Source organism: Effusibacillus lacus (genome assembly GCF_002335525.1).
GTDB lineage: Bacteria > Bacillota > Bacilli > Tumebacillales > Effusibacillaceae > Effusibacillus > Effusibacillus lacus.
The window spans coordinates 36,392-57,450 of sequence record NZ_BDUF01000015.1; the positions used below are offsets into that span (position 1 = coordinate 36,392).

The window sequence follows — 21,059 nt, forward strand, 5'->3', positions numbered from 1 at the left end:
ATTTGGCTGGAGACAGATCCAAAATCCTGTGTATGATTGTAGATATACAACGATGAAACTTGGAGGAATTGAAGTGATACAAGCCTTCATACACGGTTTCATACTTGCTTTTGGACTGATTCTGCCGCTTGGTGTACAGAATGTGTTCGTGTTCAATCAAGGGGCCGTGCACAAGCGATTTCTTAACGCGCTGCCGGTTGTCGTAACGGCATCCATTTGCGACACGCTGCTGATTTTGTTGGCGGTTTTGGGAGTTTCTGTGTTGGTGCTGGGGTCTTTCTGGATCAAGACCCTTTTGCTTACTGCCGGTGTTCTGTTCTTGCTCTACATGGGATGGTCCACATGGAACAGCAATCCGGGAAACAGTGATACCGGCGAGGATGCGAGTACATTCGCTCCCCGAAAACAGATTGCTTTTGCCGCTTCCGTCTCTCTCCTGAATCCGCATGCCATTCTGGACACCGTTGGAGTGATCGGCACCAGTTCGCTGAGTTACACGGGAATGGAGAAAGTGGTGTTTGCCGCTTCCACCATTCTGGTATCCTGGGTTTGGTTCACAGGTCTCGCTTTGACAGGACGGATTGCTGGCAAACTGGATAAGTCAGGACGTTTCATGTTCATCTTGAACAAAGTATCGGCTATCATCATCTGGGGTGCCGCTGGCTACATTCTTTTCGGAGGGAGAGGGCCGGGGGCTGTGACGTAACGCACAGCATCTTCATCTGGATGCGGTACATTAAAGGTGTCAGTAATTGAAAAAGGAGGATGCGAGGATGGAAAGAAATATCGTCGATCTTGACGTCAGGGACATACTTCGGGCCAAACAGGAGCCGTTTGACATTATCATGAAACATGTGAAAGAACTGAAGGAAAACGATTGTCTGCAATTGCACACCACATTTGAGCCGGCTCCGCTGTTGAAGTTAATGGCGACCAAAGGGTTTGCCCACAAAATCGAGCAGGTGGAGCCGGAACATTTTGTCGTGCAGTTTTATAGAGAAAACTAACACGGGGGGATAAGACTATGCAGACCGTATTCACAGGGAAAGAAAAAGTCGGCGATATTGTTGTAAACTTCCCGAAAGCAAGCAATCTTTTCAAGGAATACCGGATCGATTTCTGCTGCGGAGGCAACAGGACTTTGTCCGAAGTGCTTAAGCAGAAGGGCCTGGACGATGGAGAGGTTCTAAACAGGCTGAATCGGATGTATCAGGATATGGTGAACCTCAAGGAGTCCAATCTTGACTTTCCGTCCATGGGATCCTTGGATCTGATTGAACATATCGTAAATACACACCATGTCTATCTGCAGAAAGAACTTCCGCTGCTCAGCGAGTATGTGACAAAGATTCTCCGGGTGCATGGAGCTTCTCATGGAGAATTGGCACAACTGCACAGGCTGTTTCACACTTTGAAGATGGAGTTGGAGTCCCATCTGATCAAGGAAGAAGAAATCATCTTCCCTTTGATTGCCGAATTTGAACAAACCCGTTCCGAAGAAGCCAGGAACAAGGCAATAAAGGTGATCGACGAACTGGAGAAGGAACATACAGGGGTGGGAGATATTCTGAGAGAAATGCGGGAGATCACGAATCAGTACACCCTGCCGGAAGGGGCATGCCGCACCTACACACTGACATTCCAGAAGCTGGAGGAACTGGAGTCCGATCTGTTCCAGCACATTCACCTGGAGAACAATATCCTGTTCAGGCGGTTGGCAAGTTGACCGGGAGCAAAAAAAGCGGATCACATTCACTGTGGTCCGCTTTCATTTGTTTTCGCGGCAAGGCTATTTCCTTTCTTTCAAAGGGCAGGTGGTCCCTCCGTGGTGTTATGTTTACCAACGTATTCGACAAGTTTCAGTGCTTGCCTTGTGATATATTTATGACAAAAAATCCAGCAGGGAGGAATCGGTCATGAGTTTCAAAACGGCAGATTTGTGTGATGAATTTTCGGCGGAATTGCAGATTTGCGAGACAAGCTTTAAGTCCTACGGGGGAAAGAAGCGTTTTTGCGGACCGATTGTGACAGTTCAGGTGCTGGACGACAATGTGCTGGTGCGCCAGGCGATTGAAACGGTGCCTGCCGGGTCGGTGCTGGTGGTGGATGGCGGAGGTTCAAGAAAGTGTGCCCTGTTGGGGGACATGTTGGCAAAACTGGCTGAGTCCCGTGGTTTGGAAGGTGCGATCATCAACGGCTGCGCAAGAGACGTGGCGGACATGGCCGAATTGAATCTTGGAGTGTTGGCCCTTGGCAGCATGCCGTTAAAGAGCAAGAAGGAGGGCAAAGGAAGGCGGGATGTAATCCTCCAGTTTGGCGGCGTTGTGTGGACACCGGGCCACTATGTTTATGCGGACGAGGATGGGGTTGTGATTGCCGGGAGGGCTTTGCTGTAAAGATTTGCTGCTAATCTATATGGTGGTATTGTCTTTCCGTGTGCAACGGTTTGAGGGTTTTCGGGAACGGTTGGGGTTCTTGGAAATGTAGCTGTACAGACGGCAATAGAATTGTAGTATGATAGTAAGAAAAACCGGAAGGGGTCGGCACAATTTGGAAGCTCTCAGGCAGGGGTCACAGCCCCAGTATCGGATTCTCTATTATGTTTGTGCGGCCCATTTTTTGCAGGATTTGTTGACTTCGGTGGTTCCGGCGTTGCTTCCCGTCCTGCAGACGGACTTGGGACTGAATTACGCCCAATTGGGGATTGTGGTGATGGTAGCCAATATCACCGCATCCTTTTTCCAGCCGGCACTGGGATATATGACCGACAAGAAACCGCTGCCGTGGTTGTTGCCTCTTGCGGCGCTGTTTGCAGGACTTGGGCTGTCCGGTATTGCTCTTGCGGACAGTTTTGTCGAAGTTCTGCTGATGGTCGTCCTGATCGGTCTGGGCTCGGCGACATTTCATCCGGAAGGGTCCCGTGTTGCCCATTTGGCGGCGGGACCACGGAAGGGACTGGCACAGTCGATTTTTCAGGTAGGGGGAAATGCGGGGCAGGCCGTTGGGCCGCTGATGATTCCTCTCCTGTTCCTCCCGTTCGGGTTGAAAGGGGCGGCTTGGTTGCTGGTTCCCGCTTTGCTTGGGGCTGCTGCTTTGCTTATAGTGGCCCGCTGGTATAAGCATTGGACCGTTACCTGGGAGAAGAAAGGGCATGCAGGGGCCGGGACCAACCACTATGGGGCTTTGGCTTTGCTTGTTTCCGTCGTCAGCATTCGTTCCTGGCTGCATAGCGGCATTGCCAGTTTCTTGCCGCTCTACTATATTAATGTGACAGGATTCAATACCGCAACGGCCGAGGTATACCTGTTTGTTTTCCTGATGGCGGGAGCCATCGGAACATTTGTCGGCGGTTCGCTGGCTGACCGGTTCAGCAAGAGGCACATCCTGCTGTTTTCGATGGTGGGAGGGGTTCCGTTCCTGCTGCTGATTCCTTATTTAACAGGACTGGCCGGTCTGATCAATATCTTTGCATTGGGATTCATCTGTTTGTCGAGCTTTGCCGTAACGGTTGTTTATGCCCAGGAACTGGTTCCGGGAAAGGTCGGTATGGTATCGGGCCTGATGATTGGCTTTGCCATCGGAGCCGGAGGAGTGGGGGCTGCCGTTATGGGGTATTTTGCAAATGTCCTTGGCATAACGACCCTGATCGAACTGTTGCTGGTTTTCCCAATCCTTGGCTGGCTGCTTGGAGTCTGGTTGCCAAAGGATGGCCGGAAGGGTACGGCAGCTTCCGCATCTCTATAGGATAATGCCATGTGAAGCGGAACTCATAAGCAATGCTTCTTTTTTCAAGAGCCTAGTTGTGGTATCATATCTGGTAAGAGATCGAATATTTTTTATAGAAAGGAGATTTGTGTCCCCATAAAGAGTTGCAATCATACAAATATTTAAAAAATTTTGGGAAGGAAGGGTTGGAATGAAGCTGGGAGGATATCGCAACAGGGTGGCTTGGGTGAATTTGTCTGACCGAAGTGTGGAATACAAAGGAATCAATGAGGAAGACGCCGTCAAATATATCGGCGGCCGCGGCCTTGGCGTCAAGTGGCTGCTTGATAACGGGCCTGAAGTGGAAGCGTTTTCACCTGACAATCTGCTATGTGTAATGACGGGCCCCCTGACGGGAACCCGTGTCAATATGAGCGGTCGCTTATGCGTGGTAACCAAATCGCCGTTAACGGGAACAGTGACCGACTCGCATATGGGGGGCTGGACCGCCGCCCGGTTGAAGTGGGCTAACTTTGACGCTCTGGTCTTCAAGGGGCAGAGTGAAAAACCTGTCTATCTGTATGTGGAAGACGGCAATGCGGAAGTCCGCGATGCCTCCGACCTCTGGGGCCTTGGAGTTCGGGCGACGATTCAGAAGCTGAAAGACAAATATGGAAGTGATGACATAAGTGTGATGGCCATTGGCCAAGCAGGCGAGAATCTGGTGAAATTCGCCTCCATTATTAATGAACATGACCGTTCAGCAGGGCGTGGAGGTACGGGGGCGGTTATGGGCCACAAAAATCTGAAAGCGATCGTGATCAAGGGCAAGTCCAACATGCCCAAACCGGCAGATGAAGAAAAGTACAAAGTGGCGATCCGGAACGGGCTGAAAGCGATCATGGAAAGTCCGGTTACAGCACCGAACAAAGGCGGTCTGTCACTCTACGGAACCAACGTATTGATGAACGTGACCAACACGGTTGGCGCACTGCCTGCCCGAAACTCCCAGGTTTCGCATTTTGAAGGTGCGGATGATATCAGCGGAGAAACAGTGCGCAATACGATACTTGTTGAAGAGCCCACCTGCCACGCTTGCCCGGTGGCATGCAAAAAGTTGGTGGAGGTGCCGGACGGCAAGTACAAGACTCGCGTAGAGTCTTACGAGTATGAATCCGCTTGGGCGCTGGGGGCCAACTGTGGAACCAACAATCGTGACGCGATTGCCTATATGATTGACCAGTGCAACGAATACGGCCTTGATACCATCGAAATGGGGAACGCCCTCTCAACCGCCATGGAAGCCTTTGAGAAGGGGCTGCATCAGGAGCGGATCGATTGGGGGGATGTGGATCTGATGATTGAATGGATCCGAAAAACCGCATTTCGTGAAGGAATTGGCAACATTCTGGCAGAAGGTCCCGGACGTGCTGCAACTGCTTTTGGCAACCCGAAACTGGCGATGGTTGTCAAGAATCAGTCGATTCCCGCCTATGATCCGCGCGGCATTCAGGGGATTGGTCTGGGCTATGCCACCAGCAACCGCGGGGCATGTCATTTGCGCGGGTACTCCGTAGCCAGCGAGATCATGGGGATTCCCGAGCCGACGGACCGTTTAAAAGCGGAGGGCAAAGGCGCCCTTGTAAAGCTGTTTCAGGATATTCACTCCTTCTCCGATTCCCTTGACATCTGCAAGTTCTCCGCGTTTGCGGAAGGGTTGCCCGAGTACGCCGAGCAATATTCGGCAGTTGTGGGGATTGAACTTACCCCGGAAGATGTACTGCGGATTGGGGAGCGAATCTACAACCTGGAACGTTACTACAATAACCTTGCCGGATTTGGCGGTGCAGACGATACCCTGCCTGAACGTTTCCTGACGGAAGGCGGAACAGGCGGAAGTGCAGGCGAAGTCAGCAAGCTGCCGGAAATGCTTAAAGAATATTATGAGGTCCGGGGTTGGGTGGATGGTCAGGTGCCGGAATCCAAACTGCGGGAATTGGAGATTATTGCTTAAAACAGGGAGTTCGACTGCATTTGACAGGGCGCATTGCGAAGATGCGCCTTTTTTTTGTTTCTATTCATTGAAATATTAAATTTGCCCCCTTGCCAATTTCAGCCCCTTTAAAGTAACTTGTAGAATGGGGTAGAATCTGTTGGGGAGATGCGATTGAATGGCCACCAGGAAATGGTTCCGATATACGTTACTCGCATTGGGTACGTTTGCCTATCTGGGTGTATCCAGCTTGTTGCTGGTTTTCTACGGACCCTTTGAACACTTGCGTTCAACGGTGGTAGGGTCGATTCTGACCTCGCGCCACCCCCAATATGCACACTTCTTTCTGTCGGAAGAACAATTGAAGCATTACCAGCCGATGAGGGTTGACGCGGGAGTGGAAGGAAGTTATGACCTGGCGAGTTTTGAAAATATTACTGACGACAGGATTGAAGTACTGCCCATCGAAGAGAAAATGTTTACCGGCAAGTTGATGATAGTCCACGACCCGAAACGCATCAAGGTGGAGGTAACGCAGCACCTGTACGATGTAGGGGAGCTTGTCAGCGAAATGGCACAGCGCGCAGATGCGGTAGCGGCCATCAATGCGGGAGGTTTTTCCGACGTGGCCGGCAGGGGTACCGGCGGCATCCCGCTGGGACTGACCATCTCGGGCGGCAAACAAATTACCGAACCCACTGGTGATCCCATTATCGGGTTCACCAAGGAAGGTGCGCTTGTGATCGGGAAGTACAAGCCGGAGGACATCGCCAAACTTGGGTTGCAGGAGGCAGTTTCTTTCGGGCCGCAGCTTATCCATGAAGGGAAAGGTCTGATTACTTCGGGGGACGGCGGCTGGGGCCGTGCGGCACGAACCGCTATCGGACAACGGGAAGACGGCGCGGTATTGATGCTGGTGGTTCAGGGAAGAGGCAGCGGCGGTATCGGTGCCACCTTGAAAGACCTTGAACGGATCCTGCTGCAGCATGGAGCTGTTACGGCATGCAATCTGGACGGCGGTTTCAGTGCGGAAATGTGGATGGAGGGAGAATTGATCGTGCCTCCTTCCAACCCTTTGGGGGAACGACCGGTTGCCACTGCATTTATTGTTGCCAAGTCGCGAGGGGGCCAGGAAAAATGAAGGTAAACATTACCAAAAAATGGGCAATCGCGATTTCTTCGCTGATCACCCTGCAGCTAAGCGTCTTCTACACGATCGAGCTGTATCTAACTCCGTCCCATGTGGATACTTTCAGCACAGTCGCAACGGCAAGCGCTCAAGAAAAGAAAATTCAGCCGCCGGATGGCGATGTATTGTATGACATTGACAAGAAGGGTTACACCATAGCCATCTATGACGGACAGAAATGGGTGGAGATCAGGAACCGGGATGACAAGGTCTTGGCGGAAGCGGAACTGCCCGGTCTTCATTACCTCAAGTGGCTGGACAACGGCTCCACGTTGTTCTATATCCGGAAAGTCCAAAGCCGGAATGAAATAGGGGTATACAAGGTCCCGCAGAAGAAGGTCATCCCATTGCATGTCCTTCCGTCCGGCAACGTAAAAATCGAGAAAGTCTATTACGCTTCCTACTCCCAGATCATATATACAATCTATCGGCAGGACAATCAGCTTTACGTTGCCTCTTACGAGTCCATCCTGGGCTGGAAGGCGCGTTCACTGGCGGGAATTGGTCTAAAGGACAGTTGGCTGGATGAAAAAGAAGGCCTCCTTTACATCAAGGACCAGCAGGAGCGGATCCGAAAATTCACAAACGGCAAGTTCGAAGGAGAGAAGGAAGACCCGGCACCGCCACGCGTGGAGGTTCCCCAGAATCAACATTTGAGGCCTTGAGAAGGCCAGCGTATAGATTATCCTCCACCACGGAGTGCCTTCAGACGAAATTGAGAAACCAACACGTCCACAACCTCCGGTTCCCCGCAGAATGTGATAAATGTGCGGGGAACTTTCATTACTTTTGAGAATGATACCGAATCTTCCGGTTCCAGAAGGGCAGTCCAACCTTCCCCTTCAATCAGGGTGGAACCTTCTTGGCGCGAACCCTGTGCAGTGATCTCCAGCTCTCTTCCACCCAGGTCAAGAAGGAATTGTTTGTAGGTGGATTGATAAAGACCCCGAAACTCCAGGCGAATCAAGGATTAACCTCCTCCTACAGGTGGAATCAGGGCCACTTCGTCCGTTGCAGACAGAATGGTGTCCAAACCGTTCCCGTGGATGATATTCTTCCCGTTGACAAACACATGCACATGCTGTCTCAATCGCTCATCTGCATCGAATAATTCCTGGCGAAAAGCGGGATATTTGTCGATAAGAGATGTCAATAACTCCCGAATAGTCTGACCCTCCCGGATATCCAGCAAGACTTCTTTGCCGGAGACAATTTCGCGGAAAGTGGCGAAAACTTTAACCACCATGGAACTCCCCCCTTTTTTCTTAAGAGTACCACAGGTTTTGTAATTCTTCACAGTTTGTTTATTGACTACGGTAGGGGGGTATTGTATATAATAGAGGTGTCAGAGGAAGGGGGGTTCCGGTTATGTACGCCTACCATTGCGATAAAGAGGATTTGTTGAAACGACTGAAGAAGATTGAGGGGCAAATCAGAGGCATTCAGAAGATGATTGAAGAAGACCGCTATTGTGTGGACATTTTGGCACAGTTGGCTGCCGTCAAAGCGGCCACAAACAAAGTGGGACTGAGCCTGATTGACAGTCACACCAAAGGCTGTGTGTCAAACGCCATTAAAGAAGGGGATGGTTCCAAACATATCGAGGAATTAATGGAAGTGATCCGGGTCTTCACCAAATAAAGATGCCTGGTGAAACAATGGAAGAAGGAGGGTCATGATGAGTCACACCGCCGCTGGAGCAGAAAAGGAAGCCATCCACAAAGAACGGGTGGAACTGGCGATCACCGGGATGACCTGTGCCGCCTGTTCAACCCGTGTAGAAAAACGGCTGAACAAATTAACCGGAGTTTTGAAGGCAAACGTTAACCTTGCCAGTGAGAAAGCGATGGTTGAATATGATGCGGATGCAACGAACGTAAAAGCAATCATCGACTTGGTTGAAAAAACGGGTTACGGCGCTAAGGAAATCGTCCAGGTAAACGAAGATGAGGAACGCCTGCGTCGGAAGAAGGAATACGAAAAACTCGAACTTCGATTGATTATAGCTTCCTTGTTGACATTGCCGTTTTTGATTGAAATGACAGGAATGTTCGCCCAGTCGGAAGTCATGGTATCCGAATATTTACAGTTCGGGCTGGCAACCATTGTCCAGTTCTGGATCGGGTGGCGGTTCTACGAAGGAGCGTATAAGTCCCTTCGTGGCGGAAGCGCCAACATGGATGTGCTGGTCGCGATCGGTACATCCGCAGCTTATTTTTACAGCGTTTACTATACGTTCGTCGAGCCGGGCGATATCTATTACGAAGCGTCCACCGTCATTATCACGCTTATCCTGTTGGGCAAGTTCTTGGAACTGCGCGCCAAAGGACGCACTTCCGAGGCAATCAAGAAGCTTATGAAACTGCAGGCAAAGACCGCGCGTGTAATCCGTGGTGACCGGGAGCAGGACATTCCGATTGAAGAGGTAAGGGTCGGAGACATTATTCTTGTTCGTCCCGGAGAAAAAGTGCCTGTTGATGGCATCATCACGGAAGGCCATTCCACACTGGATGAATCGATGATTACGGGTGAAAGCGTACCGGTGAGCAAAGCGGTCGGTGACGAAGTAATTGGGGCCACAATAAATAAACACGGATCTTTCCGGTTTCGAGCGACAAAAGTGGGAAAAGACACAGCCCTTGCGCAGATTATCCGTCTCGTTGACGAGGCCCAAGGATCGAAAGCTCCCATTCAGCGCTTGGCAGACAAGATTGCCGGCATATTCGTACCGGTTGTCATGGGAATCGCCGTTATCACCTTCCTGATCACCTGGCTGTTGACTGATTTTCAAACGGCCATGATTCATGCAGTTGCGGTTCTGGTCATTGCCTGTCCGTGTGCCCTGGGGCTGGCCACACCAACGGCCATTATGGTGGGCACCGGTCGTGGGGCCGAGAGCGGAATTTTGATCAAGGGCGGAGAATCCCTGGAAACAGCCCATAAAATAACGACTGTAGTACTGGACAAGACGGGAACCATTACCAAGGGCAAACCGGAAGTGACCGATCTTGTGCCTGCCGGTTCTTTTTCAGAGCGGAAACTGCTGAGGTTGGCCGCAAGCGGCGAAATCGGGTCGGAACACCCGGTGGCCGGGGCAATCGTGGAGAAGGCGAAGGCAGAAGGCATTGATCTTGCGGAATCCAGTCATTTTCAAGCCATTCCGGGACACGGAATCGAAGCGGAAGTGGACGGGAAGAAGGTTCTCATCGGCAACCTGAAATTGATGAAGGACCGGGGGGTGGATGTATCAGACTGGACCAGGCAAATGGAAGAGCTTGAAAGCGAAGGCAAGACGGTTATGATGGCAGCGGTTGAGGGAAGCCTGGCCGGCTTGCTGGCGGTGGCCGACACGGTGAAGGAGACTTCCGCAGAGGCAATCGATGCGTTAAAGCAAATGGGAATCGAAGTGGTCATGATAACAGGCGACAACCGGCGCACGGCAGAAGCCATTGCCCGGCAAGTGGGAATTGAGCGGGTGCTGGCGGAGGTGTTGCCGGAGCATAAGGCGGAGCAGGTCAGCCAACTGAAGGAGCAAGGCAAGGTTGTGGCCATGGTGGGCGACGGCATCAATGATGCGCCTGCTTTGGCGGCAGCCGATGTCGGTATGGCAATTGGAACCGGTACAGATGTCGCCATGGAAGCGGCTGACGTTACCCTCATGCGAGGGGATCTCAGGAGTATACCGGATGCCATCAGCCTGTCTAAGATGACCATGAAAAAGATCAGGCAAAACCTGTTCTGGGCTTTTATTTACAATGTAATCGGAATTCCCATTGCCGCATTCGGATTCTTGAGTCCCATCATTGCAGGGGCCGCGATGGCTCTCAGTTCCGTTTCTGTCGTATCCAATTCGCTTCTGTTGAAGCGTTGGAAAGCTTCATAACAAACCATTTATCAAGGAGGAATTAACTATGGCAACTGTAACACTGAATGTAAAAGGCATGTCCTGCGGACATTGCGTGAAAGCGATTGAAGGAGCACTTGGCGAGTTGAACGGGGTGGAACGGGCCCTTGTAGATCTGCAAGGAGGCACCGTTACGGTGGAATACCGGGAAGAATCCGTAAGCGTTGATCAAATGAAAGAAGCGATTGAAGATGCAGGCTACGATGTGGCCTGAGACTCCTGTTGGTTAACCAGGATAAACAAGTAGTTCAAATAGCTTTGCAGATCCAGTTGACCGTTGCGGATGAACAGTTCCAATGGGGTGATCATTCTACCAACCTCCCAAATCTTTATTGATAGTAGTATAGGCGGGGAAAACGCATTTTATACCTTGATCTGATAGAATTTGCAAAAAATGATAGAATGGCAAAAAACCTGCAGCCCTGCAGGTTTTTTGCCATTCTATGTCAGGCATCCGCGCCGTTTGGGACCAGGAGAAGAAACAATACGAAAATAATCAGGAACACGACTGCCCAACGTGTATAAGCCCCAAAACAACCGTACATCTCGAGTCCCCCTTTCTGGAAGTCATCACTACATATAATGCGGATGACCGTTCAAATGTAAGAGACAAAAGCCCGCTTCAGGCAAAATCGGCACCTGCGGAGAACCCGGCATAGAGACCTGTCTTCACTGGAATAATGAAAAAAGTCGGGAGGTGATGGGGTGGAGTACCGGGAACGGGTAAGCAAACTGGCAGCATGGATTGCGGTAGCTTCCAATATCTTGTTGACGGTACTGAAACTGGTTATCGGATATATCTTTGCAAGTAATGCACTGGTGGCCGACGGGTATCACTCGGCTGCTGACGTATTGGCATCCGTTGCGGTGCTGATTGCCATGAAAGTATCAAACCGTCCGGCTGACGAAGATCACCCCTATGGTCATGGAAAAGCGGAAGTCATCGCATCTGCGGTAGTTGCGGGGGTTTTGACGGTAGCTTCGTTGGAAATCGGCATCGGATCCATTGAGGCCCTGACGGAGCCCGCTCACAAACCGCATTGGATCGCGTTTGCCACTGCAGGTTTCTCCTGGATCCTGAAACAATTGTTGTATACCTATACTTTGCGTCTCGGCAAGAAGTTGAAGTCACCCGGGTTGGTCGCAACGGCTATTGATCATCAGGCGGATGTGTACGCTTCGATTGCCGCTGTGGCGGGAATCGGTGCCGCGTTGATCGGAAGCCGCTTACAGATGCCGGTCTTTTATTACGCTGATCCGGTTGCAGGATTTGTCGTGGCTTTACTGATTCTCAAGCTGGCTTATGAGACAGGGCGGGAAGCGGTCGAGATCCTGATGGAGCGAAATGTCGACCCGGATAAGCTGCATGCGTTCAGCCGCACCATTTTTTCCGTCCAACATGTCAAGCGGTTGGATCGACTTAGGGCCCGCGCCCATGGACATTACATATTGGTGGATGTACGAGTGGGGGTGCCGGGTACGATCACCGTTCAGGAAGGACACGATGTGGCCCGTTCCATTCGGGATTCCATCAAACGTGATCATCCCGATGTAAAGGAGGTTTTGGTGCATGTAAACCCTTGGTACGAGAATGAGGAAAAATGAAAAAGGGGACTACAAAGTCCCCGCATATCCCAAAAAACCTTTGTCCAGCCAAGCTCCGCCGTCCAGTGTCACACATTCGCCTGTCATGTAATCAGCATAAGGCGACACCATATAACTTGCCAGGTTGGCGATTTCTTCGGGTGTTCCCAACCGGCGCAAAGGAACTCCTTCAACTACCTTCTGAGCGATTTCCGGCGTTCCAAACAGCCTGTCTGCCCCACCCGTATTCTCAATTGGACCGGGAGCAATTGCATTTACCCGTATGCCATACCGACCCCATTCAGCGGCAAGGGTTCGCGTCATCATTAGGACCCCCGCCTTCGCCGAAGCGGAATGAACAACACCGGGGGACCCCGTCCACGCGTAAGTAGCGACCATATTCAGAATGTTGCCCTTTCTTCCTTCCTGGATCCACCGTTTGCCCACCGCATGGGAACAATAGAAGGTTCCGTTCAGCACAATATTGACTACCGAATTCCAACCGTTAATCGTCAGTTTCTCCGCAGGACAAATGAAGTTTCCCGCCGCGTTGTTAACCAGAATGTCAATGGATCCAAAATGGGAAATCGTATTCTCCACCATGTTCTCCACTTGATCGGGATTTCTTACGTCACATTGGATCGCCAATGCTTCTCCCCCGTTGTTTTCAATATCTTGTACCACCGTCTGCAAATTCTCCAGGTTGCGGCTTGCCACAACGACCTTCGCTCCCAGATCGGCAAATTTGAGTGCCATTGCGCGCCCCATTCCGGTGGCCCCGCCGGTTACGATTGCCACTTGACCGTGCAGCGTGTTTTTTGCCAACATATTCTTCTCCTCCTTTGTTCCATTTGTAATTTCGCCGTTATCTGAATATTCCCTTCTTATTTCGTCACCGTCTTGTACTAATCCCTGGACTTGCCGAATATGTTGAGAACAGGTGAGTGGACAGCCGTTGAACGAAAAAGGAGTGGTTTCACATGCGCAAATCGTTTGCCCTTCTGATGGCGGCCATCCTTGTGTTGAGTCTGGGATTGGCCGGCTGCGGTAAACGAACGATGGACAATGTGGTCAAGGATTTGCAAGGGGTGCAGAAAAGCCTGAAATCTTACCAGAGCAAAGCGATGATGGTGGTGCAGCAGCCCCAATCGACCACCAAGTATTACATTGAAACCTGGTATCAGGCACCCAATCTTTATCGGATTGCCCTTGGCAATGAACAGAAGGAAATCAACCAAGTGATTGTGCGGAACGAAGAAGGTATTTTTGTCGTGAATCCCCAGTTAAAAAAGAGTTTCCGGTTCCGGGGCGATTGGGCGGAAGAGCATGGAGGCCACGTCTATCTGTACCATGCAATGATTGACAGGATTATAAAATCACAAGATAAAAAGTTCTCCGCGAAAGAAGGAGCGGTTGTCATTGAAATGCCGATGATGCCCGAAAATCCGATCATCTCCAAGCAACAGGTTTTGCTGGATGACAGAAAACTTTATCCGAAGCAAATGATCTTGCTGAACAAGGATGAACAGCCGGTGGTGACAGTGAATTATGAATCCTTTGAAACCGGAATGAGCTTTAACAAGGATGCGTTCACACCGGAAGCGGCCATGGCTATGGGCAAAGACAAAGGGGCGGTCCCGGTTACGGCGGGCAAAACCGATTTTGGCGCAATCGAACCGACCTATTTACCCAAGGACTTCACGTTCAAGGAAATCAAGGAACAAGAAGGTGCCATTTACCTGATTTATCAGGATGGAAAAGGCAAAGCGCTGACAATTGTCGAACGGCGTCCGGCGCCGGGCGTGGCCGTTCTGCCGGAATCCGAAGTGCATGATCTGTATGGCATCCCTGCAGTTGTAACAGGGGCGGGTGATGTGAAGACCATGTACTGGACTGCACGGGGCGTGGAGTTCTCAATGACCGCTTCACTTCCTGTTCAGGAAATGGCAAAAATTGCCCAGTCGACAATGGGGATGACGGGCAAATAGCAGAACGGTGGACTATTGTCGGGGCGGGGGACCGCCCCTTTTTCTGCATCTATTGACGCGCGTGTCCCGCGTTGTTACGCTTATAAAAACAAAGTGAGGGTGCAGCATGATTCGACCAACTTGGGCAGAAATTGATCTTGGGCATATTGCACACAATCTACGGGAATTCCGCAGGATTCTGCCTGAACAGACACGCATCATGGCGGTTGTAAAAGCGGACGGATACGGCCACGGCGCCGTTCCTGTGGCCAAACAGGCCATAGCCGCAGGCGCTGCTTTCCTGGGTGTCGCCACTCTGGAAGAAGCTATTGAACTGCGAAAAGCCGGAATTGACGAACCAATACTCGTACTCGGGTATGTACCTCCATCTGCTGCCAGGGAGATCCTACGGTGGAATGTCAGGCAAACGTGTTTTCACATGGAGATGGTGGAGGCTCTGGCACAAGAAGCGGTTGTGGCGGGAACAACCGCCCGCATTCACGTCAAAGTAGATACGGGAATGGGAAGACTGGGCCTGCAAGCGGAAGAAGCGGCTGATTTCGTCCAAGCGGCGGGACGGTTGAAGGGAATCGAGGTTGAAGGGGTGTATTCCCACTTCGCCACAGCGGATGAACTGGATAAAGCTTACGCGGAAAGGCAAGCGGCCAGATGGAAGGAATTCCTGTCGGCGTTGGGGAACAGGGGGATTCCAGTTCCCCTGCGTCACATTGCAAACAGTGCGGCCGCCATGGAATTGCCGGACATGGCCTATGATATGGTCAGGATCGGAATTTCGATGTACGGGTTGTATCCTTCCCAAGAGGTAGACCGATCCAGGGTGAATTTGCGCCAGGCTCTCCGTTTGGTTACCCGGATTGTACACCTGAAGACACTGCCACGCGGTGCAGGGGTTTCCTATGGTGCGGCAAAAGTGGAGCGGGAGCAAGCGGTGATTGCCACATTACCTATTGGATACGCGGATGGTTTTTCGCGTCGCTTGTCCGGGAAAGCTCATGTCCTTGTTCGCGGACAAAGGGTGCCGATTATCGGAAGGATCTGCATGGACCAATGCATGGCAGATGTAACTGACGTGGAAGGGGTTTCGGTCGGCGACGAAGTGGTATTGTATGGAGGACAAGGGGAGAGCTTCATTTCACTGGATGAGATTGCCGACTTGGTGGGATCAATCTCTTATGAAGTGGTATGCGGTTTGGGAAAACGCGTGACAAGAAAATATGTAGGTGTTTAAGACTTTTGACAGGCAAAGAGAAAGATGGGTATAATACCAAAGTGGGCAGGATATTGTGTCGGGGGTGCCGGATGTTGTCAAAGACGAAACGCATTATGGTCAGTATTCCCAATCATCTCCTTCAGGAAGTGGATTGTATCGTGGAACAGGAAAAATCGAACCGGAGCGAACTGATTCGCCGAGCGATGAGCATGTACGTAAATGAACGCAAGAAACGGTGTATTCGGGAAACGATGCAGCGCGGCTACATGGAGATGGCGAATATCAACCTGAATATTGCATCGGAAGCGTTTCTCGCAGAAGAGGAAGCGGAAACTACACTAGATCGGCTGGTTAGCGGGGTGTAGCCCTTTGAACGTTAAGCGTGGGGATGTTTTTTTCGCCGAGCTGTCACCCGTTGTTGGTTCTGAGCAGGGGGGTTTTCGTCCCGTCCTGATTCTTCAGAATGATATCGGCAATCGGTTCAGTCCAACTGTGATTGTGGCGGCCATCACCGCTCAAATTCAAAAAGCGAAACTTCCCACGCATGTTGAGATCAAAGCGGAAACAACCGGACTGGAACGCGATTCTGTAATTCTGTTGGAACAGATCCGAACCATAGACAAACAACGATTGACCGATAAAATCACGCATCTGGATGACGAATTGATGAGCAAGGTCAATGATGCGCTTATGATTTCTCTCGGTCTGATCGAATTCTAGAAGGGGCTTTCCCAAGAGGCGGGGGAAGCCTCTTTTTGCGATCCGCCATTCAACTTCCGCTTTCCCGAGAGTCAATCACCAGATAATAGCGGCATTCGCTATCGCCATTATTGCGGAATTGGTGGGGACAATCCGCCTCAAAATACATGGAATCCCCAGATTGCAGGGGATAACTGAGTCTACTATAGTATACATTGAAACAAGTTTGTTTGAGAAACGGCTGGACAGCTCTGGAGGGATGGGGATGCTGCTAGTAGCTGCCGTAAGCCCTTTGATTCTTGTGGTGGTGTTGCTGCTGCTGTTTCGCCGAAGCGCAGTGGAGGCAAGTTTTGCAGGTCTTCTCTGGGCTGTGGCAACAGGGGTGTCGATGTTCGGCCTTTCCTGGTCGGCCACTGGCGAGTCGTTACTTGACGGGCTGGATCCGGCATTGCGAGTTGTGTATGTGTTATCGACAGGCCTGTGGCTTTACCAACTGCTCCGACGGACTGGGGCTCTTGAACGGATGGCGGGAACGGTGGAGAGGATCTCACCCGACCCGTTAAGAAGAGTTTTGTTTGTCGTGATTGTAATTGCTCCGTTTCTGGAAGCCGTTAGCGGGTTTGGCGCCGGCATTGTTCTTGCGGGACCGCTGATTATGGCGTTGGGCTACAAGGGAATGCAGGCAGGGATGCTCTCCTTGTTGACCCAGAATCTGGTTCCATGGGGCGCCATGGCGGTGGGCACCACATTGGGAGCCGAGATTGCCGGAGTCCACCCCCGGCAGATTGGTATTCTCAGCACGTTGTTTGCAGTTCCGATTTTCATTTATTGGTCCTATGCGGTTGCGGTTACAGCCGCGGGATGGCGGCAAGCGGTAAAGCAAAGCTGGGATGTCCTGTTGGCAGCAGGACTCATGCTTGCCGGTCTAAGTATTGCCAACCGGTTTCTGACTGTTGAGGCAGCCTGTGTGTTTGCGGGTCTGGCGGCGGCAGGCGGTTTGGGCTTGATCTGGAGAAAGGGAAGGGAGAAGAGGCTTCAACCATCCTTTCTTTCCGGGGAGTCCCCTGTTTCCTTGATGAAAGCACTGGTTCCTTATCTGGTTTTTCTTGCCATGATTGCAGGCACCCGTCTTCTGAATATGATTCCGTTGATTGCGGATTGGTTCAAAAATCATCCGTATTTGTACAGTCCCGGAACGGCCATGCTGGTTGCATGCATCTCGGTTGTTCCCCTGTTCCGGATGGACGGACAGGAGGTCAGAAACAGCCTGCGGGACACTTGGAAGCAGGTGCGTCCGGCTGCTCTCTCCACGATCGGGTTCGTCTTGATGGGAATGTTATTGAAAGATGCCGGTATGATCGAAATCATTACAGGGTCTATGTCAATTGACGGTGCCGTCTATCTTTTGGCGGCCCCTCTGATTGGCGGCCTGGGAGGCTGGATGACCGGTTCGAACGCTGCAGCCAATGCCATGTGGATGCACTTTCAGGCTGGTATGGCGAGAAGTCTTGGAATGCCGACAGATGTCATGGCTTCTGTGCAAAATACGGCAGCCGCCAATCTGACGATGGCATCTCCTTCACGAGTGGCACTTGGGGCTGCTGTTGCCGGAATCATTGGCCGGGAAGGGGAACTGCTTCAGAAAGTCCTGCCGCTGTCTCTTGGAGTATTGGGATTGGTTGTTGTTTGCAGCATTCTGTTTCTTGCGTTCGGAGAGCTTTGGCAAAACCTGTGAAAGCCCCGGTGAAGAGCAACCGGGGCTTTCATTCAGGAAGTTATTCTTTTATTCTTTTGCGGGGTCGACTGTGACCTCGCCGCTGTAGTCATAGTATTTTCCGTCCCGCTGGTGGAAGTAGTAGTTGAGCTTACCGTACCACATTTCCTGGCCGGCGGAGATGGCCGGATTCGTCTGTGCGGTATGAACAACCACCCGATCCCCCTTCTGAGGGATGGTAAGGCTTTGGGTCAGAGTATCTCCATAAACGATTTTGACCGTATCTCCAGGTTTGAATGTCGGGTTGGTCTTGGTCAGATTTTTCTCCACCTTAATGGTGATGGAATCGAGAAAATTGGGTCCTACGGCTGTGTTGATCTGTACGTCCACAATGCTTCCCTGCAGCTTCTGGGCCACTTTCTCAAAATCTCTGTAGTAGGGAGGGGCATCATCGACGGTGAACGGTTCCGTCCCCACTTTCATCACGTCCCAAACTCCTTGCGTGCGGGTCAGGAGCAAAAATCTTGTATTGGATCCCTGTTGGTAGGAAGACTTGGCGTTCGGCTCAAGCTCTACCTCCAGAGTTGCCTTACCTGTCATGATGTTTTGGTCAGTTTGCGGATCTGCCTGAAAATCTGTTACTTTAACCAGTTTCGCACCGGACGCCTTGGGATCCTTGTCAAAGTAGAGCTGAATCCGGTCGCGGACATTCGGTCCTTTTTCCGTGTCAAATGCGGCAACCGCCCAGGTTTGGTCTGACTGTTTGGTTAGGACCACGTCTTTGGTTTGAATTCCATCTGAATCCGTAAATTTTTCAGATGTGGATTTGGGCTGCAATTCCACTTCCAGAGCCACATAGCCTGTTACCATTGGTTCCTCGCTTTTGGGTTCCGGGTCGACGGGGTCTTGAACAGGCTTTGACTTTGGTTCTTCGGGTTTCGGCTTTGGAACGAATTCATGAATCTTGATCTGCTTCACTTCTTTGGGGTTGGTGTTTTCCGCCAGATAATTTTGAATGGCGGCCAGCATTTCACGGTTTCCTGCGCCGTCCCGCACCTCAACCTTAGGCTTGTCAGTATTCTCGGTCAAAACATCGGATTGGGGTATCTCTTGTGTCGATTGATGGTTTCGGAGCCCGTCCGCAGCCTGAATGCCGTACAGGCTGACACCGGTTGCAGTTGCCAACAGGACTGTCGCGGCGGCAGCCACCTTCGTGAGTTTAAAAACCGGTTTTTTCCGGTTTGCTGCAACAGTTTCCTTAATCATTGTGGGGCTTGGGATCAAAGACCTGGTAGGCTTGGGAATTTCAATCGAACGAAGGGAGCCTATGATTTGCTGAATTTCATAAGACTCCTTCTGGCATGCAAAACAAGTATGAATATGTTCTTGAATGTCTGGCGACCGTTTCCCTGACCAGAGGGAGTTCTGTACATCCGCACATTTCATAGGGCTTCACCTCCTTGTAAAAACAGTGCTCGCAACCGGTCTTTCAGCCGGAACACCCGCGTCTTGACGTTGGCTTCCGAGATGTTCATGATATCCGCCACTTCGCGGACGGACAGGTCATTCTGAAAGCGAAGAATCAGAATATGGCGATCGATTTCAGGCAGATCCTGCAGGAGTCTTTCCAGCAGGATTCGGGAGTTCGAGGAATCTTCAAACGAACGGGTTGCCGCATGTTCGGGGAGTTCCTCAAACTGCGTGAATTTCTTTTTTCTTAAGAAGTCTTTATACGTATTCATGACGAGGGAATAAACCCATGTTTGAAGCGAACTGTCGCCGCGGTAAGAGGACAGCTTGGTACAGATCTTGTAAAGCACATCCTGGGCTATGTCTTCCGCATCCTGCTGATGCCGGGTCAAGTGATAGGAGACCCGGAACACAAACGGTTCCAGCTCCTGCAGCAATGTGGTCATGGCCTCTTCATCCACCAGCGCCCGCTTGATAAATTCCTCCATGGTTCCCCCTCCTCTCTGCCAATTATACACCTGATATCCAAACTGTCAGACGAACAAATTGGCAGGCAGGTTACACCTAATTTAAATTCCTTATATTCCCAATGAATCGAAAACACCCGACAAAAGATTGGACGCGTTTGGATTGATGGTTCGTTGCACATTTGGAAACACTATCCTTGACAAATTTGTAGAAAAAAGGGGTGCCGGTCATGCACATGAAGCCTCATTTGCAGCGCAGGTCTGATTTTGTAGGCAATAAGTTCATCGCCGAACACAATGATGCGGGAATCCTGGTCACACGGGAAGGGAATACATATCACTTTGCAGTGGAATTAGACGTGGATTCGGTGGTGGAAGTTGAACAGACCCGGGACAAGGATCAGGTGAACGACATCATCAACGAACTGATTCCCAAGATTCCCGATATCAAAGAGCGGTTCGGTAACTGTCTGCCGGACTGACAGAGATGGTCAGGGGAGCGGACTGGTTGACGCGGCTAACGGGAAATCGTTATAATGAGTGACAAACCCATCTCGACAACGCGATGAGGAAAACGAGTAAGATACAGGCCACAGTCAGAGAGAGGGCCCCCAGGCTGAAAGGGCTCTTCTGTGAAGGGTATCCGAAGCTACTTCCAAGCGCAGCTAATCCCTGCCGGTTCGTGCCCGTTACAGCGCCAAAAGTGATCGTCCTTAAGTGTCTGGTTTTGGGGCCCCATTAAAGTACTCGGAGTTGGCCGCAAAGCTTCACGTCACTTTAATGGGCGATAATGTGGGTGGTACCGCGAGAGCAAAGCCTTTCGTCCCTGTTGTGGATGTAGGGCTTTTTTGTTTGATCTTGACATGCAAATAAGAGACTTTCAAACCCTTATTTGTGTCACTTGGGCTTAGTTTTAGAAATAAGGAATTTTCAAGCCCTTATTCAGAGTTTTGTGCACCAGTTACCTTCAAAAAGTCAAAGTAAGAACCTGTGAGTCCCTTATTTTGAAAAATGGGCAAGAACACTACTGATTAAGTACCTCAAAATCCCTCCCTCGGGTTTAAGGGGTTTTCTTACGTATACTCGCTCATTCGCAGGATTTCATCACCTTGGAAAGTAGTGTTCCGTTTGGGTGT

At 51.0% G+C, this 21,059-nt stretch carries 24 protein-coding genes; 18 read left to right on the top strand and 6 right to left on the bottom strand.

Annotated elements, in window-relative coordinates; all coding sequences use genetic code 11:
- The first annotated feature begins 73 nt into the window (after positions 1-73).
- The 8 genes from EFBL_RS04145 to EFBL_RS04180 all read left to right on the top strand — a co-directional run bounded on the left by EFBL_RS04145 (position 74) and on the right by EFBL_RS04180 (position 7,552).
- Positions 74-706 (top strand): LysE/ArgO family amino acid transporter, encoded by a 633-nt coding sequence (locus tag EFBL_RS04145; protein ID WP_096180872.1) that lies wholly within the window; start codon positions 74-76, stop codon positions 704-706.
- A 67-nt stretch (positions 707-773) separates the two neighbouring features.
- Positions 774-1,007 carry a DUF2249 domain-containing protein gene (locus EFBL_RS04150; protein WP_096180873.1) on the top strand — a complete coding sequence of 78 codons (234 nt, stop codon included), beginning with the start codon at positions 774-776 and terminating at the stop codon, positions 1,005-1,007.
- Between the two features lie 17 nt (positions 1,008-1,024).
- Entirely contained in the window at positions 1,025-1,726 is a 702-nt protein-coding gene (ric, locus tag EFBL_RS04155; protein ID WP_096180874.1) for an iron-sulfur cluster repair di-iron protein, read from the top strand.
- Between the two features lie 190 nt (positions 1,727-1,916).
- Complete coding sequence (gene rraA, locus EFBL_RS04160) at positions 1,917-2,396, top strand: ribonuclease E activity regulator RraA (protein ID WP_096180875.1); 480 nt, start codon at positions 1,917-1,919, stop codon at positions 2,394-2,396.
- A gap of 154 nt (positions 2,397-2,550) precedes the next feature.
- The gene (locus EFBL_RS04165) at positions 2,551-3,744 is read left to right on the top strand and encodes an MFS transporter (RefSeq protein WP_096180876.1); all 1,194 of its coding nucleotides are present in this window, start codon (positions 2,551-2,553) and stop codon (positions 3,742-3,744) included.
- 172 nt (positions 3,745-3,916) lie between these two features.
- Positions 3,917-5,719: an aldehyde ferredoxin oxidoreductase family protein gene (locus tag EFBL_RS04170; RefSeq protein WP_096180877.1), complete on the top strand. Its 1,803-nt coding sequence runs from the start codon at positions 3,917-3,919 to the stop codon at positions 5,717-5,719.
- Positions 5,720-5,876: 157 nt separating this feature from the next.
- Positions 5,877-6,839 carry a phosphodiester glycosidase family protein gene (locus EFBL_RS04175; RefSeq protein WP_096180878.1) on the top strand — a complete coding sequence of 321 codons (963 nt, stop codon included), beginning with the start codon at positions 5,877-5,879 and terminating at the stop codon, positions 6,837-6,839.
- Positions 6,836-7,552 (top strand): hypothetical protein, encoded by a 717-nt coding sequence (locus tag EFBL_RS04180; RefSeq protein ID WP_096180879.1) that lies wholly within the window; start codon positions 6,836-6,838, stop codon positions 7,550-7,552. The genes EFBL_RS04175 and EFBL_RS04180 overlap by 4 nt, the downstream gene beginning before the upstream one ends.
- A gap of 17 nt (positions 7,553-7,569) precedes the next feature.
- Here EFBL_RS04180 and EFBL_RS04185 read toward each other — a convergent pair whose 3' ends face one another.
- Both EFBL_RS04185 and EFBL_RS04190 read right to left on the bottom strand, forming a co-directional pair.
- Positions 7,570-7,854 carry a MoaD-like domain-containing protein gene (locus tag EFBL_RS04185; protein WP_096180880.1) on the bottom strand — a complete coding sequence of 95 codons (285 nt, stop codon included), beginning with the start codon at positions 7,852-7,854 and terminating at the stop codon, positions 7,570-7,572.
- Positions 7,855-7,857: 3 nt separating this feature from the next.
- The gene (locus EFBL_RS04190) at positions 7,858-8,133 is read right to left on the bottom strand and encodes a ubiquitin-like small modifier protein 1 (protein ID WP_096180881.1); all 276 of its coding nucleotides are present in this window, start codon (positions 8,131-8,133) and stop codon (positions 7,858-7,860) included.
- A gap of 122 nt (positions 8,134-8,255) precedes the next feature.
- Here EFBL_RS04190 and EFBL_RS04195 point away from each other — a divergent pair, with 122 nt between their 5' ends.
- The 4 genes from EFBL_RS04195 to EFBL_RS04210 all read left to right on the top strand — a co-directional run bounded on the left by EFBL_RS04195 (position 8,256) and on the right by EFBL_RS04210 (position 12,396).
- Positions 8,256-8,528 (top strand): metal-sensitive transcriptional regulator, encoded by a 273-nt coding sequence (locus EFBL_RS04195; protein WP_096180882.1) that lies wholly within the window; start codon positions 8,256-8,258, stop codon positions 8,526-8,528.
- Between the two features lie 37 nt (positions 8,529-8,565).
- Positions 8,566-10,770: a heavy metal translocating P-type ATPase gene (locus EFBL_RS04200; RefSeq protein ID WP_096180883.1), complete on the top strand. Its 2,205-nt coding sequence runs from the start codon at positions 8,566-8,568 to the stop codon at positions 10,768-10,770.
- Positions 10,771-10,798: 28 nt separating this feature from the next.
- A complete protein-coding gene (gene copZ / locus EFBL_RS04205) occupies positions 10,799-11,005 on the top strand; it encodes a copper chaperone CopZ (RefSeq protein WP_096180884.1) in 207 nt (68 codons plus the stop codon).
- Between the two features lie 491 nt (positions 11,006-11,496).
- Positions 11,497-12,396: a cation diffusion facilitator family transporter gene (locus tag EFBL_RS04210; protein ID WP_096180885.1), complete on the top strand. Its 900-nt coding sequence runs from the start codon at positions 11,497-11,499 to the stop codon at positions 12,394-12,396.
- A 9-nt stretch (positions 12,397-12,405) separates the two neighbouring features.
- Here EFBL_RS04210 and fadH read toward each other — a convergent pair whose 3' ends face one another.
- A complete protein-coding gene (gene fadH / locus EFBL_RS04215; RefSeq protein WP_131927804.1) occupies positions 12,406-13,185 on the bottom strand; it encodes a 2,4-dienoyl-CoA reductase in 780 nt (259 codons plus the stop codon).
- Between the two features lie 170 nt (positions 13,186-13,355).
- Between fadH and EFBL_RS04220 the strand changes: the two genes are divergently transcribed.
- The 4 genes from EFBL_RS04220 to EFBL_RS04235 all read left to right on the top strand — a co-directional run bounded on the left by EFBL_RS04220 (position 13,356) and on the right by EFBL_RS04235 (position 16,293).
- Complete coding sequence (locus EFBL_RS04220; RefSeq protein ID WP_096180887.1) at positions 13,356-14,363, top strand: DUF4367 domain-containing protein; 1,008 nt, start codon at positions 13,356-13,358, stop codon at positions 14,361-14,363.
- A gap of 106 nt (positions 14,364-14,469) precedes the next feature.
- Entirely contained in the window at positions 14,470-15,591 is a 1,122-nt protein-coding gene (gene alr / locus EFBL_RS04225) for an alanine racemase (protein WP_096180888.1), read from the top strand.
- A 71-nt stretch (positions 15,592-15,662) separates the two neighbouring features.
- Positions 15,663-15,938 carry a CopG family ribbon-helix-helix protein gene (locus EFBL_RS04230; RefSeq protein ID WP_172899639.1) on the top strand — a complete coding sequence of 92 codons (276 nt, stop codon included), beginning with the start codon at positions 15,663-15,665 and terminating at the stop codon, positions 15,936-15,938.
- Between the two features lie 4 nt (positions 15,939-15,942).
- Positions 15,943-16,293, top strand: a complete 351-nt coding sequence (locus tag EFBL_RS04235; protein WP_096180889.1) for a type II toxin-antitoxin system PemK/MazF family toxin — start codon at positions 15,943-15,945, stop codon at positions 16,291-16,293.
- Positions 16,294-16,342: 49 nt separating this feature from the next.
- On the opposite strand, the gene EFBL_RS04240 is transcribed toward EFBL_RS04235, so the two are convergent.
- Positions 16,343-16,459, bottom strand: coding sequence for a cupin domain-containing protein (locus tag EFBL_RS04240; RefSeq protein ID WP_269432677.1), 117 nt, complete (start codon positions 16,457-16,459; stop codon positions 16,343-16,345).
- Positions 16,460-16,537: 78 nt separating this feature from the next.
- Here EFBL_RS04240 and EFBL_RS04245 point away from each other — a divergent pair, with 78 nt between their 5' ends.
- Positions 16,538-18,007, top strand: a complete 1,470-nt coding sequence (locus EFBL_RS04245) for an L-lactate permease (protein WP_165912738.1) — start codon at positions 16,538-16,540, stop codon at positions 18,005-18,007.
- Positions 18,008-18,055: 48 nt separating this feature from the next.
- Here the strand turns inward: EFBL_RS04245 and EFBL_RS04250 are convergent, their stop codons facing one another.
- Together EFBL_RS04250 and EFBL_RS04255 are read right to left on the bottom strand one after the other, a co-directional pair.
- Positions 18,056-19,432 (bottom strand): hypothetical protein, encoded by a 1,377-nt coding sequence (locus tag EFBL_RS04250; RefSeq protein ID WP_096180892.1) that lies wholly within the window; start codon positions 19,430-19,432, stop codon positions 18,056-18,058.
- The gene (locus EFBL_RS04255) at positions 19,429-19,944 is read right to left on the bottom strand and encodes an RNA polymerase sigma factor (protein WP_096180893.1); all 516 of its coding nucleotides are present in this window, start codon (positions 19,942-19,944) and stop codon (positions 19,429-19,431) included. The genes EFBL_RS04250 and EFBL_RS04255 overlap by 4 nt, the downstream gene beginning before the upstream one ends.
- Before the next feature lie 209 nt (positions 19,945-20,153).
- Here EFBL_RS04255 and EFBL_RS04260 point away from each other — a divergent pair, with 209 nt between their 5' ends.
- Positions 20,154-20,405 (top strand): hypothetical protein, encoded by a 252-nt coding sequence (locus EFBL_RS04260; RefSeq protein WP_096180894.1) that lies wholly within the window; start codon positions 20,154-20,156, stop codon positions 20,403-20,405.
- Positions 20,406-21,059: the final 654 nt, after the last annotated feature.

What these genes read in the sequence shown, in the direction of transcription:
- EFBL_RS04150 (WP_096180873.1), top strand. Translation starts at nt 774, where the DNA reads ATGGAAAGAAATATCGTCGATCTTGACGTCAGGGACATACTTCGGGCC.
- ric (WP_096180874.1), top strand. Translation starts at nt 1,025, where the DNA reads ATGCAGACCGTATTCACAGGGAAAGAAAAAGTCGGCGATATTGTTGTA.
- rraA (WP_096180875.1), top strand. Translation starts at nt 1,917, where the DNA reads ATGAGTTTCAAAACGGCAGATTTGTGTGATGAATTTTCGGCGGAATTG.
- EFBL_RS04170 (WP_096180877.1), top strand. Translation starts at nt 3,917, where the DNA reads ATGAAGCTGGGAGGATATCGCAACAGGGTGGCTTGGGTGAATTTGTCT.
- EFBL_RS04175 (WP_096180878.1), top strand. Translation starts at nt 5,877, where the DNA reads ATGGCCACCAGGAAATGGTTCCGATATACGTTACTCGCATTGGGTACG.
- EFBL_RS04180 (WP_096180879.1), top strand. Translation starts at nt 6,836, where the DNA reads ATGAAGGTAAACATTACCAAAAAATGGGCAATCGCGATTTCTTCGCTG.
- EFBL_RS04190 (WP_096180881.1), bottom strand. Translation starts at nt 8,133, where the DNA reads ATGGTGGTTAAAGTTTTCGCCACTTTCCGCGAAATTGTCTCCGGCAAA.
- EFBL_RS04195 (WP_096180882.1), top strand. Translation starts at nt 8,256, where the DNA reads ATGTACGCCTACCATTGCGATAAAGAGGATTTGTTGAAACGACTGAAG.
- EFBL_RS04200 (WP_096180883.1), top strand. Translation starts at nt 8,566, where the DNA reads ATGAGTCACACCGCCGCTGGAGCAGAAAAGGAAGCCATCCACAAAGAA.
- copZ (WP_096180884.1), top strand. Translation starts at nt 10,799, where the DNA reads ATGGCAACTGTAACACTGAATGTAAAAGGCATGTCCTGCGGACATTGC.
- EFBL_RS04220 (WP_096180887.1), top strand. Translation starts at nt 13,356, where the DNA reads ATGCGCAAATCGTTTGCCCTTCTGATGGCGGCCATCCTTGTGTTGAGT.
- alr (WP_096180888.1), top strand. Translation starts at nt 14,470, where the DNA reads ATGATTCGACCAACTTGGGCAGAAATTGATCTTGGGCATATTGCACAC.
- EFBL_RS04230 (WP_172899639.1), top strand. Translation starts at nt 15,663, where the DNA reads ATGTTGTCAAAGACGAAACGCATTATGGTCAGTATTCCCAATCATCTC.
- EFBL_RS04245 (WP_165912738.1), top strand. Translation starts at nt 16,538, where the DNA reads ATGCTGCTAGTAGCTGCCGTAAGCCCTTTGATTCTTGTGGTGGTGTTG.
- EFBL_RS04250 (WP_096180892.1), bottom strand. Translation starts at nt 19,432, where the DNA reads ATGAAATGTGCGGATGTACAGAACTCCCTCTGGTCAGGGAAACGGTCG.
- EFBL_RS04255 (WP_096180893.1), bottom strand. Translation starts at nt 19,944, where the DNA reads ATGGAGGAATTTATCAAGCGGGCGCTGGTGGATGAAGAGGCCATGACC.
- EFBL_RS04260 (WP_096180894.1), top strand. Translation starts at nt 20,154, where the DNA reads ATGCACATGAAGCCTCATTTGCAGCGCAGGTCTGATTTTGTAGGCAAT.